This window comes from Polyangiaceae bacterium, from assembly GCA_020633235.1.
Lineage (GTDB): Bacteria > Myxococcota_A > Polyangia > Polyangiales > Polyangiaceae > JACKEA01.
The window spans coordinates 1-15,005 of the sequence record JACKEA010000004.1 but is presented as its reverse complement, the minus strand read 5'-3'; the positions used below and the strand labels follow the sequence as shown (position 1 = coordinate 15,005).

Here is a 15,005-nt window from a genome sequence, read left to right as displayed (position 1 = left end):
TGGCTCCGGGACTGCCACGAGTCTGGTCTATCACGCCGTCCGTCCGGCAGCGCTCGGGGGGTGTGCGCTCGGGGACAAAAATCAGGCGCTTCAGAAAAATGACGCGGGGGGAATAGCTCCCCAGGGGTCGCGGTTGACCATGCGAACCGACAAGGAGGTGCCGTTCGGAGAACGCTGAAATTGCCGAGCTCGTGGCCGTCATCGTGCGCAAAAAAAAAGTACCGCGCATCACGGCCCTTCCTCCCGAGCCGCCTGAAGATCCATGGCGCCCGCATCCCCGCACTGCGCCACAGATCGAAAGAGCCGTGCGTGCGTCCGTGCGGTGGCGAGTCGCGAGCTCTCCCGTGCCCCCTGGCAGCCCGTCGGGGGGCATTTTCTTTTTGTTGGTCCGGCGCGATGCCCGTCGCGGACGTCAGCCCAGCACGCTCTGTAGCGCCGACCGCACGACGAGGGCGCGATCGGCGACGCGCGCGAAGACCTCGCGGTAGCGCGGCTCTTTCCGCATGGAGCGCAGCGACGGCGCGCGCTCCAGCCACAGAAGATCCGACAGCCCGCTGTCCGCGGCACGTTCCAACCAAAACAGCGCGTCGGTGTCGTTCGCCGTGGCGCACAGCTCGGCACCCAGCTGATGGATGAGCACGCGATAGCGCGCCGGACGGCCAGGTAGGCCCGCGGCGTTCTCGAAGCCGGCCTTCATCTCCGCCGGAACCACTCCGCCCGCGAGCACCTCCAGCGTAGCCAGGGCGAACTGCGCAGGTCCCGGCACGGTCTCGCTGCGCAGGAGCTCGGCGTGATCGAGCACGGGCTGCAGATCGCGACCCCAGAGGGCAAAGCGCGCCAAGGTGCTCACTCGAAGCAGGGCGGAGCCCGCGGTCAGCTGATCCAGCGCGCGTTCGGCCTCGTCCCAGCGTCCGAGCAGGCCGAGCGTCCGCGCCAGCTCCACCGTCACCGCGTCGAGCATCGGGTCGAGCTCGTGGGCGCGCCGAAACGCCGCGATGCCTGCATCCACCGGCCCCACTTCCACCTGCATGCGACCGAGCAGCTCGTGCGCTTCCGCCACGCCCGGCGACAGGGACAGCGCGCGTCCGAGGGGCAGCACCGTCCCGATCAGATCCGCCTGGGTGAAACGGATGTTGGCGGCCAGGAGCAGGGTGTCGGGGTTGTCCGGAGCCAGGCGCAGCGCCTGCTCGGTGAGCTCCTGCGCCAGAGCGACCAGATCCGTGCCGTCGCCGCTGCCGTAGAAGGCGCCACGGATGCACGCACGAGCGTAGGCGCTGAGGAACGTGGGATCGCTGGGCGCGCGCTCGTGGGCCTCGCGGAACAGACGAATCGCGTGGCGGTAGGGCTCGAGCCCCGCCTTGCGCGCTTCCGCACGGCCCCGCAGATAGAGCTCCACGGCCATGGGATCCGTCGGCGCGGCGCGCTGAGGCGCGGTGCCCGCCTCCACGGTGAGCGCCCGCGCGATGGCTTGCGCCACTTCGTCGCTGACCACCAATGCGTCCGAAGCCGGACGATCGAAACGCTCGGCCCACAGCTGAAACCCGTCCGCCACGGTCGTCACGCGCGCACTGATCCTGAGCGCGTCCCCCAGTCGTCGCACGGAACCGCTGACCACCACCTCTACCCCGAGCTCGCGACCGGCCGACAGCGGATCGGCGCCGGCCAGTCGCTCCACCATGCCCAGAGGCCTCACGCGAAGACCTCGCGTCATGCTCAGCGTGTCGATCAGGTCTTCGCTCAGCCCCTCGGCAACGAAGGCGTCCTCCGCCGTTCCGGCGTTGCGAAACGGAAGCACTGCCACGGTGCGCTCCGCCGGCTCGGCCTTGGGCAGCGGCGCGGGAGCCGCGCCCAGCACCTGCGTGGGGGTGACTCGGGTCAAGCCTTCGGCGAACGCCGCGACGGACTCGAAGCGGTCCTCTCGCCGGCGAGCCATCGCCTTGCGAATCACCTGGGTCAGGGCCTCTGGTAGCTCGGTGCGGAAACGTCGCGGGTCCGGCGGCTCCTCGTTGAGCCGGCGCGCCGCCACCACGTACGCCGAATCCCCCGTGAACGGCAGCTCGCCGGTGAGCAGCTCGAACAGCAGCACGCCGAGCGCGTACACGTCCGCGCGCGCGTCGATGTCGGCGCGACCCTCCACCTGCTCCGGTGCCATGTACGCCGGCGTCCCAATCACCAAGCCGTGCTGGGTACCACCGTCGGCTGACGCCAGATCCGCCCGTGCGATGCCGAAGTCCGTCACCACGGGGCGACCCCCGGGAGCGATCATCACGTTGTCCGGCTTCAGGTCACGGTGCACGACCCCTGCCGCGTGCGCCGCCGCCACTCCGGAGCAGATGCCTCGCATGAGCTCGAGGGCGACCTCCACGGGCAACGCGCCCCGTTGCGCCGCCAGGTCCGCCAGCGACTGCCCCTCGATGAACTCCATGGTGAGGAACTTGAGGCCGTCGTGCTCACCGATGTCGTGCATGCGAGCGACGTTCGGGTGGGCCACCCTTCGCGCGAGCTTCACTTCTCGGCGAAACCGTTCGAGCACGCCGGGCGTCCCCGCGAGCTCGCTCTTCAACATCTTGAGCGCGACGACTTCGTCGAGCTCCGCGTCCCGGGCGCGGTACACGCTGCCCATGGCGCCAGCCCCGACCAGCGCCAGGAGCTCGTAGCGCTCCGCCAGCTTGCCCAGAGGCGGAGCCAGGGAAGCGGGCTCCGAGGTGGGCCCGGACTCTCGCAGCCGCTCGCTGGTCAGCGTCGGGTCGTCCGCGACCAGCGTCATGGACTCTTCGAAGCTTTTCTTGTCGCCGGCTGCCATCCGAACGCAGCCCAAAGGTAGCAGACGCGTCCGGCGCTCAGCGCCAGGTTATTTCGGCGCTGCGCAGGAGCCCGCCCGTGCCGCTCTCGTCGCCGACCAAGAGCGCTGGGCCGAGCAGTGCCGGACGCACCGTTTGCGTCGCGTGACCGCTGAGGCCGAACAAGCGCGCGGGAGAAACGCTGGCCTTTGCGCCAGGCGTCCACGAGAAACCGGAGACCACGCCGCGACCGTTCGCGTCCAGCACCACGGCCACGTGGCACTCGCTTCCGCAATCCAACGCCACCGCCATGGGCGCGCCGCTTTCGATGGCCACCGTGGCTGGCGGGGAGGCGACGTGCCCCTCTGCGTCGAGGGCTGCGAGCATGAGGGTGGGCTCGCTGCCTCCCTCCAGCCAAGCAATGGCCGCTCCCTTGGCGGTGCGGGCGAGATGTGGCGAGAACGAATGCGCCGCCGTCTTCTTCAGGACCACCGGCGCTGCGAGGGCCGCGGCGGTCTTGGCCGAGAGCTTTGCTACCTGAATGTCCGCCACGCCGCCGGTGGTGCTGCCGGAAGCGTCGGCCCAAGCCGCGAGCACGCCATCCCCCGCCTGCAACAGGGTCAGCCCCGTCGCCGCGCCCTTCGCGTTCGTGATGCGCTGATCGGGTCCAGCGGCTTGTAGGTACTTATTCAGCTTGGTGGCATACACGTCGGGGTCGCCGCTGCGCTCGTCCACCCACGCGACCACCCAACCATCACTCACCGCGACGGCAGCCAGGTCGCTCTTCTCCCCGGGCGTGCGCGTGATCATCTTCTGGTTCAGCTTCTTGCCGGCTGCGTCCACGATGGTGGCGAACACCTCCGGCTTCTTTGCGTCCAGCGCGCTCCACGCCAACAAGGCCTGTCCCGGAAGCTCCTGGCTGGGAGCCAGCGCCACGCCGCCGAGAGAGCGAGCGCGAAACGAGATCGTGGTCGGCTCGCCGCTGGCGTCCAGGGCGCGAGTCTGCAGCAGAGCGCGCGGCGGGTCGAAGCGACCGTCCGGTGCCGGCTTCTTCAGTCGCTCGTAGGGCGTGGTGGGATCGAAGAAGGTGACCCACGCCGCCAAGGGTTTGCCGCCAACCGTCGCAAGGGCGACGTCCGCGAGCGGTGCCTCCGGCGCGAACATGCCCTTCACGCTCCGCGCGAAGGGCGGCTTGTCCGGCGGCCGCTGCTCCGCTGCGGGCTCCCACACCATGGAGCGCGCCCGAAGCGTGACGGCGAAGACCTTCGCAGGCGCACTGTCCGATGCTGCCAGAGCGAGGCAATGCTCGCCGCCGCAGGACAGCCCCCAAGACAGCGGCGCGGCAGCACCGCCCAGTGCCGCGAGCCGCACAGGCTCGGTGGCGATCGGAGCCAAGTCCCTGTCCATCTCCACGAAGGTCGCGATACGCGCGGAGCGATCGCACTCGCCCTGTCGAGGACACGCGGGGGTGAGGGTGAGCGCCGAGAGCCCTCGCGGCGTCGCGGCAAGCTCGGGAATGGTGCCGTCCTCCGCCGCCATCGACAGCGCCGCGCGGCCGCCGTCGGTCTTGCCTTGCCCATCGATGACCGCGAGCTGAATCGTGCGACCTTCACCGGCCCGTTCCGCCAGCTGTTCCCACGCGAGGTAAGCCGGCGCACCGGACTTCACGGGAGGCACGAGCCTCAGCAGCGCTTGCTCCCCGCGGGGAGGCGTCGCGGGCCCGGCGGGCTGAACGATTCCGCCCTTTTCGTCCAGTGCCGCGCGGTACACGAGGGGCTCCACGCCCCGGCGGTCCGACCACGCGAGCACCAGCCCACGCCCTACCGCCACCATGTCGACGTCGGGATCCGCGGTGGGCGACGCGCTCACCAAGACGCTCTTGCCCGGCTTCGCGTCAGCGCTCACGGGCGTGACCTCGACCGCGCCGCCTGCAGCGGCAGACGTCTTCACGACCGCAACGGCGGCGCCTTCTCCCAGCGGCGCCGCTTGCCATGCCCGCGCTCCGCTGACGATGCGGGTGGTCTGTCCGTTCGGCGACCCGCTCTGATCCACCGCCCGCCCGAACAGGTCGGCGCCGCCGTCCTTCTTCACCGCCCAGAGCACGAGGTTGCCATCGACCGTGGCCACCAGATCGATCCAGAGCAGCTGCCCCTTCACCGTGTCCACCCGCACGGCGGGCGCCACCGGCTGCGTCTTTGGCGTGAGCACCAAGACGTCGATGGCTTGTTGGTCACCTTCCTCGTGGGTGCTGATCAGAGCGAAGCGATCCTTCGCTGCCGGCTTCACGGCGGCGAGGCCGACCTCGCTGGGCGCATCCGCCACCACCTTCGGTTCGCCCACGGGGCGGCCTTGCTCCAAAGCCAGCGCGCGCCACTTTCGAGTCGCGTTGCCCTGCGCCCAAAGCAACAGGGTTCGTCCACCGCGTTGGCCCAGGTAGGGACCGAACGTCCCGGCGGGAACCTCGGCCACCAACCGCGCGCCGAGGCTCGGCACACCATTGGCGTCGTCCGCTTTCTGGGATTTGGCTGCGGTGGCATGCCGCGGCGACTGTGCGTCCTCTTGCCGCGCACCACCACACGCGGCCAGTGACAGGGCCACGAGAGCGAGCAGTGAGGTCGTCGGAACGCGCATGGGAGGGGCCAGAACGTAGAAGGCAACGACCCATCTCGCAAGCAGCGGTATAGGATGCACGGGTGACGCTCGCGCAGCGGCTGCTGCTGGCCATTGGCATCCTGACCATCGCGACCACGGCCGCCCTCGGCTTGGCGGTGCGGGAGGCGTGGCGCAGCACCGAGGAGCAGCGATTCCAAGAGCAGGGCAATCTGGCGATCCGGCGGGTACAGCGCGCCATCCGTGAGCAGGTCCGGGATCTGCCGGCAACGGTGAGCCCCCTATGCGCTCACGACCCGATGGTCGACAGCGCCATCGTCGGACTGAAGGCGCACGATCTGGACTCGCGACGCTTGTCCCTGAGCTTGCGCGTACCCGAGCTGATGAAGGCGCTGCGCTTGGACGAGCTTCTGTTGGTGACCAGCAGCGGCGAGATCCTGGGCGCGGGGCACGCCGAGGAGCTCGTGGGCAAGCGCGACCCGACGTTGGCGCAACGGATGACGAGCGCGACGGACGCCGCGCGGCTCCGCACCACGGAACCACCCCTGGCGGTGGAATCCTGGTGTGTCCGGCGAGACACCCAGAACGACAAACTGTGGGTGGGCCTGTACGCCGCGCGCCACCTGGATCCCACGCTGGAAGACATCTCCGCGACACAGGGCGTGCGCCTGTCGCTATCGAAGCCCACGGGGGACGACGCGGACATGGTCGCCGCCATGCCTTTGCCGGAAATCGGCACCACGCTGTTCGCCGCTCAGTCTCGGGTGCCGCTGGCGCGGGCACTCCAACGCCTCGATTGGACCCTCGGGGCCATCGGCGCCGTGACGTTCCTCGCCGCCATCGCCGTCGCCATGCTGCTTTCCCGCGGGCTCGCCCGTCCCATCGTCGGTATGGCGAAGCAGGCTCGCGAAGTCGTGGCAGGGGATCCCAAACCGGTGGTGGGCCGCGGCGGCAAGGAGCTCGAGGAGTTCGCCGCAGCCTTCAACAAGTCGATCGCCGACCTGGTCGCGCTTCGCAAACGTCTGGCAGCAACGGAACGCATCGCCGCCCGGCGCGAAATCGCCCGCCGCGTGGCGCACGAGATCAAGAATCCGCTCGCCCCCATCCGCACCGCCGTGGAAACGCTGCGTCGCTTGCGGGCGCGCGACGACCCCGCCTTCGACGAGTATTTCGACGAGGCCACCCGCACCGTGCTGGAAGAGGTCGCGCGCATCAGCAACATCGTGAGCGAGTTCACCCGCTTCGCCCGCCTTCCCCCACCGGACCCCGCGCCGATGGACATGGAAGAAACGCTGCGCAAGGTGGTGGGACTGCACGGCTCGAGCGGCGCAAGCCTGGAGCTGTCCGTGAGCCCGTGTCCCGCGGTGAACGCGGACAAGGACCAAATGGTGCAGGTGCTGACCAATCTCGTGCAGAACGCGATTGATGCGGCCAGCTCGCGGACCGAACCGAAGGTGTGGGTCACCCTCACGCCGACGGGGGCCGACCGCGTCGAGATCCAGGTGACGGACAACGGACCTGGTGTGGCGCCGGAAATGCGGGACCGCCTGTTCGAGCCCTACGCCACCACGAAGCCCCACGGCACGGGCCTGGGTCTCGCCATCGTGCAACGCATCGTGATCGAGCACGGCGGCGAGATCAGCTACTCCGATGCGCCCGGCGGCGGCGCGCGATTCAGCGTGGCGTTGCCCGTCTCGGGTCCCACGTTGCTCAGCGAAGCCCCCGTTCCGAGCTCGCGCTAAGTGCTCGAAAGCACAGTCGATCCGGAATCGTGTTAGGGTCGGATTCGGCCGGCTGGACGAATCCTCTTAGGAAGGATTCGAGCTCGTGCTCCGTCTAATGAGGTAGCCATGCGTACTCTGCTCACCATCATGTCGTTCGTCGCGCTCAGCGCGTCGGCTTGTGTCGTCACTACCCGCAACGGCGAGGGTCCCTCCACGCCACCGCCGCCCCCTCCGCCCGCGGCAGGTCCGGGAAGCACCGCAACGACGACCCCCACTACGACGGACCCGACGACCGCCACCACGCCGCCTCGCACCCCGTCGGAAGCGCGGCCGGCCACGACGACCACGACGCGGCCCACGGACACCAGGCCTTCGGGCCCGAGCGCCACCACGGTCCCGGTGGGCACCGCCACGACCGATCCCGCCCCGCCGCCCGCCGGCTCCAAGGTGACGGATCCGAAGCTGGCCACGCCCGAAAACCGGGGCACGGAGACTCGCAAGCCGAAGCCGAAGCCCGAGCTGGTATCGCCCTACAAGACTGTGCCCAACCCGGACGACGAGCCCAAGAACCCGGAACAAAAGCCGGCTGAAGGCAGCAACAAGACGCCGTCCGGAAGCCTGAAGATCAAGCCGCCGAACAAGAAATGACCCGCGGCCCCGCGCTGCGCCCCGGATCCGGCTTGTGAGGGGCCCAAAAGGGCCAGTAGGCTCTCGAAGCTGAAAGCCGAGCCTCCATCTCGGGGCGGGCCGACAGCTCGAGTCATGACCAGTCTCTCTCAACGCCAGATCGTCGCCCTCGTCATCGTGGTCGGCGGCGCGGCGCTCGCGTTCTTGTTGGGGAAGGGCGAAGCCGTCGCGATCATCGTGACGGCGATCGCTGGAATCGGTGCCGTGCTCTTCGGTGCCGCCGGAGGCGAAAGCGCGGGCGGGTTGGAGCAGGTCTCCACGGGCCTGAAACGCGTGCTGGAGGGCAAACGCCCCGAGCCCCCGGCGGGGGCGACACCCGAGCTCGCTCGCGTGTTCGACGACATGTCGGAGCTGCAAGCCAATCTGGTGGAGCTCAGCGAGCGCGACGAGATTCGGGGATCCGCCGTGGACGACTCGGCGCGTTCCTTGAACGAGTCCCTTCGCGGACTGACGGACGGCGTGGCCGCCCAGCTGGACGCCAGCGAGGAAGCCGCGCGCACGGTCAAGGAGATGACCTCCTCCTTGCGCGAGATCGCACAGCACGTGGAAGTGCTGGCCGCCAGCGCAGAAGAGTCGAGCTCGTCCATTCTGGAGATGACCGCCACCAACGACGAGGTGGCGGAAAACATCGTGGAGCTGGCCTCGAGCGTGCGCGAAAGCGTCGCCAGCATCGAGGAAATGGCCTTCTCCATCAAGGAGGTCGCCAAGAACGTCGACGCCCTCTCGCTCACTGCCGAGGAAACCAGCTCGAGCATGAACGAGATGGACGTGTCCATCGACCAGGTGCAGTCGAACGCGAACGAGACCGCGCGCCTGTCGGAGGAGGTGGCCCAAGACGCCGAACGCGGCGCGGAAGCCATCCTCAAGACCATCGGCGAGATCTACCGCATCAAGGAGAGCAGCCAGGAGGCCGTGGCGGTCATCTCGAACCTCGGTTCACGTATCGATGCCATCGGCCAGATCTTGAACGTGATCGACGAGGTCGCCGAGCAGACCAATCTGCTGGCGCTGAACGCCGCCATCATCGCCGCCCAGGCCGGCGAGCACGGCAAGGGCTTCGCCGTCGTCGCCGACGAGATCAAGGATCTTGCCGAGCGCGCCGGCGCGAGCACCAAGGAAATCGCCGATCTCATCAAGACCATCCAGGCCGAGAGCCGCAACGCGATCCAGGCCGTGGAGCGCGGCGCTCAGAACGTGGATCGCGGCGTGGAGGTCTCCAACGAGGCCGAGCGCGCCCTGAAGAAGATTCTGGAGAGCTCGCAGAAGAGCACCAACATGGTGCGCGCCATCGCTCGCGCCACGGTGGAGCAGGCCAAGGGCAGCAAGCAGGTCACGGACGCCATCGGCCGCATCGCCGAAACGGTGCAGCAGATCGCCGCCGCTACCGCACAGCAAGCCCGCGGCTCCGAGCTGATCATGAAGAGCAGCGAGAAGATGCGCGCCATCAGCCAGCAGGTGGAACGCTCCAGTCAGGAGCAAGCACGCGGCGGCCGGCAGATCACGCAGGCGATCGAGAGCATCAGCCACATGGTCAACCAGCTGAACGCCGCCCACCGCCAGCAGTCCCGCGGCATCGAGCAGGCACTGGCTGCCGCCGCCCGCATCGAAGAGGCCGCACGCCGCCAGGACGCAGCGCTGCGCGAGCTCATCACCAACGCGGAGAAGCTGCGCAAGGCCGTGAGCTGAGGCGAGGGTGCCGGCGCCGGGCGGGTTTCCGTACTGGACGCTGGGAGCCGGCCTGGCCGGCGCCGCGGTGCTCGCCGTCTCCCGCAGCTGGATTGTCGGTCCGCGCCGCAGCGAGCCCTCGGAGCGCTGGCAGCCCAAAGACGCTCTGCTCTTGCTCGTCAGCATCGGCGTCGCGCTGGTGCTTCGCCTGCTCTTTCTCGAAGCGCGGGTGGTCGACAACGACGAGCCCGTGAGCCTTGGGCTGCGGGGACTTTCCACCTGGGCGCGGGAGACGGACGCGCGGCTGCACCCGCCGCTGCCCGCGCTGCTGATGGCGCTCGCGTCCCACGGCACGACGGATCTCGTCGCCGCGCGCGGGGTCTCCGCGCTCGCGGGCGTGGCGACCGTCGCGCTGGCCTTTGGCGTCGCCCGCCGGCACGGTCGCTTTCCCGCCGTCTTCGCCGCGGGGTTGCTCGCCGCGATGCCCGCCGCGCTGCACATGTCGCAGCTCGCTCGCGGCTACGCCCTCGCGGCGCTGTTCGTTCTCGCCTTCCACGCCGCGCTCACCCGCGCCCTCGCCACGGACGCCGAGCGCTGGTGGCTCGCGACCACCGCGTGCGCCGCCGCCGCGGTGTGGAGCGAGTACATCGCGGCCGTTCCCGTTGCCCTCGACTCCCTGGTCGTCTTCATGTTGGTCCGGCGCGATGCCCGTCGCGCCGTCGGCATCCTCACGTCCACGCTGGGCGGCGCGCTGCTCTGTTCCCCGCTGGTGCCCTTCGTGCGGCGCTTTCGCGGCGTGGGCGGCGGCGACCACCCGGGGTCCGGCGCACTCCTGGCCCTGGGCGACGCGGCGGCGCTGCTGTCCGGCGCGGGCCCGCGCCTGATCGGCGCGTTCGCGCTGCTCTTTGCGTTGGGGCTATCGCGCGATCGCGACGGCGCGCGGCGGAGCGCCGCGATCGTCGGCGCGCTGGCGCTCTGCATGCTGGGCGCCACCTTCACCGCCGTGCGCGCCCGCTACGTGCTCGACGTGATCCCCCTCGTCGCGGTCAGCTTTGCCGTCGCGCTCACCCGTGCACCCCCACCGCTTTCCGTCGTCGCGGGAAGCGGCCTGTTGCTGGCGCACTTCGGTCTGCTTCCGGCGTACTTTGCAGGGGCACCCGGCGAGGTCGAGATCTCGACGGGCATCCCCACGCCGCGCATCGTCGCCGCCCTACAACACGAACCACGGGTGCCCGTTTTCGTCACACCCTACTGGGCCCTTGCCGAGCCCAGCTGGCGCCTCGAAAGGAATTTTCCAGGGCCCACTGCAAGGGTCGACTGTCCCGGTGTGCTCTGCGTCCACGGCCCCCGGCGCTTGCTGGTCGGTGCTCGCCGCGTTCCGGAGGTGACGTCGCCCATGTTCGTCTGGCAACGCGGCGCGCAGCAGAAGCTCCCGCCCGAGTGCCGACTGCTCCTGGAAGAAGCGGGTAGCAGCTTGTGGCGCTGCGAGCCTCGATGACTGCCGTGCTACAATAGCGGGATGCGCAAGACTTTCTTGTTCGGAATGGGCTCGGTTCTGGTGGCGGGGGCCGTGGTGTTGGTGGCCTGCAGCTCCACGGACGGTGGCAATGCCGGACTCGGAAGCGGCGGCTCTGGAGCGGGGGCGAGCGGCGGAACAGGCAATTTCGGCGGCTTCGGCAACACCGGCAATGCTGGTGGTGGAGCGGCCACCGGCGGCACGCCGGGGATCATCGACGCCGGGCCGGGGAAAGAAGGCGGCGGGGGTGGAGGCACTACCTGTGACTCCGGTCCGGATGAGGACAAGGACCAGGACGGCTTCAGCGTCAATCAAGGGGATTGCAACGACTGCGACGCCAACGTGAACCCCGGCGCCATCGACGTCTACGACGATGGCGGCGACGGCGGCGCGCCCAAGTGGGGAGACGAGGACTGCAGCGGCACGCCGGGAGATTCCGCAGCCGTCGACTGTGACGACGGCATTGCGCTGAACGATCCCGATCCGGTGAACGCCGCCAAGTCCATCGAGCTGTGCAAGCAGACCACGCAGGCAGACAAGAGCTGGGGCGTGATCTCCGCGAATTGGGTGCGGGCGGATGGCACGCCGTATGGCACGCCCACCCCAGCCATGGGCATCGAGGATGCCTGGGGGCCAAACGTGAACACCCAGGCCGGCAAGCGCATGTTGGTGCTATCCAGCGGTCACGCGCGACTGCCAGGTCAGGCGGACTCGTGCGGAACGCTCACCTGCTACAACAACGGTGCAGGAACCGCGCCGCCTGGCTTCCCGCAGGACGTACCCAGTTGTACGGGTGATACGGACATCAACGATGACGTCGGCTTGGAGGTGAAGCTGCGAGCCCCCACCAACGCCACCGGCTACGCATTCAACTTCCGCTTCTACTCCTTCGAGTATCCGGAGTGGGTGTGCACGTCGTTCAACGACCAGTTCATCGCCCTGGTGAATCCGGCTCCGCAGGGATCCATCAACGGCAACATCTGCTTCGATAGCCAGAACAACCCCGTCAGCGTGAACGTGGGCTTCTTCGACGTGTGTCAGGGCTGCCCCGCGGGCACGGCGGAGCTCCAAGGCACCGGCTTCGACACTTGGGACGATGCCGGCGCCACCGTATGGTTGGAGAGCCAGGCCCCGGTCACGGGGGGCCAGGAAGTGACCATCCGCTTCACGATCTGGGACACTGGCGACCAGGCGTGGGATTCCACCGCGCTGATCGACAACTTCCACTGGATTGCCAACGGCGGCACCGTGGCCGTCGGCACCAAGCCGATCCCCACCCCGCGCTGACCCACCCCGCAGGGGCTCCCGGCGAGAGAGCCCCTGCGTCCCTTCTCGTCAGTCGAACAAGTAGCGGGCGCCGAGGTGCAGCGTGAGCTGCGACATGGCGACGTCGAAGGAGTAGCCGCTCGGCGTGGTGGTCCCGGGCTGCAGCGCCATCTGGTTCTGCGCGTTGCTCGAGACCGTGTTCCTCGGCGAGTACTCCACGGCCGCGTCGAAGCCCAGGCCGGCCACGACGCGGGCGCCCGCGCCGAGGGTGAAGTGATGCTCGCTCACCGCGGGGAACAGCGGATTGATGCCGTCGGGCTCCACCGGGCTCTTGCCGTAGTTGTAGCCGAGGCGCACGGCAACGTCGTCGATCACGCTGTACTCCGCGCCCACCGCCACCACGACCTGATCGCGCCAGCGCATCTGGAACGGCAGCGTGAGGCTCTCGTACCCTGGCGGGGCCTGTCCCGTGGCGTTGCCCTTCAACGTCACGGTGTCCATGGTGTCGCTCCACTCGATCCAGCGCAGGTCCGCCGCCAACAGCAGCGGCTTCATCGGCCGCGCCGAGACGCCGAGGCCCACTTCCTGCGGCCACGCGAAATCCATCTTGGAGTCGTAGTCCAGCTGCTTGTCCACCGTGGCCGTGCCCTCGTAGGGCAGCTTGGCCTTGGTCTGGTAGCTGACGCCAAAGCCCACGGCGTCCGCCACCTGCAAGAGCACGCCCAGCCGGACGGCGTAGCCCATGGCGTAGTCCGAGGAAAACTCCACCGAGTGCGGCGCGTAGATGCCGTCGCCATCTTGCTCCGGGAAGGCGAAGCCCCCGTGCCGGAACTCCATCTTGGACATGCCGACGTTGAATCCCGCGCCAACGGACACGTCGACGTCCTGGGCGACGTTCTCGAAACGCCACGCCAACGTGGGCACCAGCTTCAGATACATGATCTGGCTGTAGGTGTCGTACTGTCCGGGCACGGGTTGGCTCATGGTCGTGGGGTCGGCGTCGGAGAAGGTGTTCAGTCCCTTGAACTCCGCGCCCATGCCGCCCTGAGTCACGAAGGCGAGACCGGCGTACAGGCCGTCGAAGACATGCGTGGAGAAGCCCACGTTGATGAGCGGGAACAACTTCGACTCCCCCGCCTTGTCCGTGTTCAGCTCCATCGTGCCCTGCGGCGTCGCCGCGCGATCGTTCAGTGTCAGGCTCGGCATCAGCAAGCTGATGGACGCGTCCGCGCGCATCTTGTTCTGCGTGATGCCGGCAGGGTTCGTGTTCATCGCCGAGGTATCGGTCGCCACCGCAAGGTCCGCCCCTCCGCGACCTGCAGGCGCCGCACCGAAGGCGACAGGGTCCATTCCGTTGGTGGCCAATGCATGACTCGCGATCGCCGAAGCGGCGATCGCCGTTTGAAGTGCGATGATCGACCGAACGCTGCGCTGCATGAGGCTCTCCTTTTCTGAGCGCCCGAGAAGGGTCGGGACAGCGCGCGTTTAGCTCCGAAAAGGCGAGGTTGTCACCCGACGCCTGCGCGTAACTATACGTAATAACTAGTTAATTGCGCACGCCTTGCGGGCTGCAGGGATGCCCCGAGGAGCATTGCGCAGCCCCTGCGCAAAACCAGGCGCTCGAGAGCACGCGCGCTGGAGCTTCGCTCCCAAAGCTCGGAGCTTCGAAAATGACGGATGTCCGCTACGTTTGCCACGTGGACGGCCGCAAGGGTTGGAGCGTGGGCTGCGCGGTGTTGATCGCCGCCGCCCTCGGCGTCGTCGTCTTCTCCAAGCGCTCGCCCTCCGACGCTGGCAAGAACGCCGTTCCACCGCCCCGCGCCAGCGTACGCTTTCCCAATCCGTGGCCCGATCCTCCGCCCGCCGACGTAGCGGCCCTCTTCGACGACCTGCGTCTGGGCGACACCGTCGGCGGCTACCGCGTGCGCGCCATCAGTCCCGTGCACGACGCGCGCATCGTGGTCGACGTGGAGAAGAACGACGCTGGCTTCCGCGTCTGGGTCGAGCGACGCAAACCGGGCGGTCGCGTACCGCCGGCCAAGACGAGCCAGTACGCGCTGTTCATGGTGCAGCCACGCCCCTCGCCGGACGCCATTAACGACGAAGATCAAGCTGCCGTGTTGAAGGGCCTGGTCGAACGTATTCGACGCAAGGAGTCGTCCGTGCCCGTTCCTTCAGGTCTTTGATTTTGTCGGTCCGCCGCGGTTCCGTCGCGCAATGAACCACACGGCCGAAAGTCCCAGGGCGGTGATGAGCAGCGTGAACCACAGCCCGCCGCCGGCGTCGTCGGGCTCCGGCACGGACGGCCGCGGCGCAGCGGCCGGGGCGTCCTTCCAAAAACCCCCCGCGTCGTTCCTGCGCACCGCCACCACCAGCGGCGCGATCGCCTGATCCGCCGCAGACTCGCGGATCACCGCAAAGCTCCTGGTGCGCGGCGCCGCGGGCACCGCGGTGTCGGGGTGCACCAGCCGAAACGACGCGGTCTTGCCGTTCGGCCCTTCGAGCTCCACACCGATGGCGTCGGGTGCGACGCGCACGTTCATCAGCTTCCAGCCCGACACCACCTCGCCGCCCAGCTCGTAGGGAGCGAACAGCGCGAGGACCTCCTTCTCGCGTCCGGACTCGATCACCGGCGCAGCCACCGCGAGCCGAGCGACCGCGAGGACCAGCAACACCACGAGCACCCGGACCATGGCGCGAGCTTACGTCCAAGCGCCAAGATCCGAGAGAGAGAAAAGTCGCCAAGGCAGCCCGTTG

The 15,005-nt window shown here is 68.7% G+C and carries 10 protein-coding genes; 6 read left to right on the top strand and 4 right to left on the bottom strand.

The window, feature by feature from the left end:
- Positions 1-412 precede the first annotated feature (412 nt).
- Complete coding sequence (locus H6717_21395; GenBank protein MCB9579600.1) at positions 413-2,803, bottom strand: protein kinase; 2,391 nt, start codon at positions 2,801-2,803, stop codon at positions 413-415.
- A gap of 37 nt (positions 2,804-2,840) precedes the next feature.
- Positions 2,841-5,411 carry a hypothetical protein gene (locus H6717_21390; GenBank protein MCB9579599.1) on the bottom strand — a complete coding sequence of 857 codons (2,571 nt, stop codon included), beginning with the start codon at positions 5,409-5,411 and terminating at the stop codon, positions 2,841-2,843.
- A gap of 62 nt (positions 5,412-5,473) precedes the next feature.
- Between H6717_21390 and H6717_21385 the strand changes: the two genes are divergently transcribed.
- The 5 genes from H6717_21385 to H6717_21365 all read left to right on the top strand — a co-directional run bounded on the left by H6717_21385 (position 5,474) and on the right by H6717_21365 (position 12,269).
- On the top strand, positions 5,474-7,132 hold the full coding sequence (locus H6717_21385; GenBank protein MCB9579598.1) for a GHKL domain-containing protein: 1,659 nt from the start codon (positions 5,474-5,476) through the stop codon (positions 7,130-7,132).
- Positions 7,133-7,240: 108 nt separating this feature from the next.
- Positions 7,241-7,762: a hypothetical protein gene (locus H6717_21380; GenBank protein MCB9579597.1), complete on the top strand. Its 522-nt coding sequence runs from the start codon at positions 7,241-7,243 to the stop codon at positions 7,760-7,762.
- A gap of 114 nt (positions 7,763-7,876) precedes the next feature.
- Positions 7,877-9,487 (top strand): chemotaxis protein, encoded by a 1,611-nt coding sequence (locus H6717_21375; protein ID MCB9579596.1) that lies wholly within the window; start codon positions 7,877-7,879, stop codon positions 9,485-9,487.
- A gap of 7 nt (positions 9,488-9,494) precedes the next feature.
- Entirely contained in the window at positions 9,495-10,964 is a 1,470-nt protein-coding gene (locus H6717_21370; GenBank protein ID MCB9579595.1) for a glycosyltransferase family 39 protein, read from the top strand.
- Between the two features lie 21 nt (positions 10,965-10,985).
- The gene (locus H6717_21365; GenBank protein MCB9579594.1) at positions 10,986-12,269 is read left to right on the top strand and encodes a choice-of-anchor L domain-containing protein; all 1,284 of its coding nucleotides are present in this window, start codon (positions 10,986-10,988) and stop codon (positions 12,267-12,269) included.
- A gap of 48 nt (positions 12,270-12,317) precedes the next feature.
- Here the strand turns inward: H6717_21365 and H6717_21360 are convergent, their stop codons facing one another.
- Positions 12,318-13,685, bottom strand: coding sequence for an outer membrane protein transport protein (locus tag H6717_21360; GenBank protein ID MCB9579593.1), 1,368 nt, complete (start codon positions 13,683-13,685; stop codon positions 12,318-12,320).
- Between the two features lie 233 nt (positions 13,686-13,918).
- On the opposite strand from H6717_21360, the gene H6717_21355 reads away from it, so the two are divergent.
- Entirely contained in the window at positions 13,919-14,434 is a 516-nt protein-coding gene (locus H6717_21355) for a hypothetical protein (protein MCB9579592.1), read from the top strand.
- Here H6717_21355 and H6717_21350 read toward each other — a convergent pair.
- Entirely contained in the window at positions 14,423-14,941 is a 519-nt protein-coding gene (locus H6717_21350; protein MCB9579591.1) for a hypothetical protein, read from the bottom strand. The two genes, H6717_21355 and H6717_21350, sit on opposite strands and share 12 nt — an antisense overlap.
- Positions 14,942-15,005 lie beyond the last annotated feature (64 nt).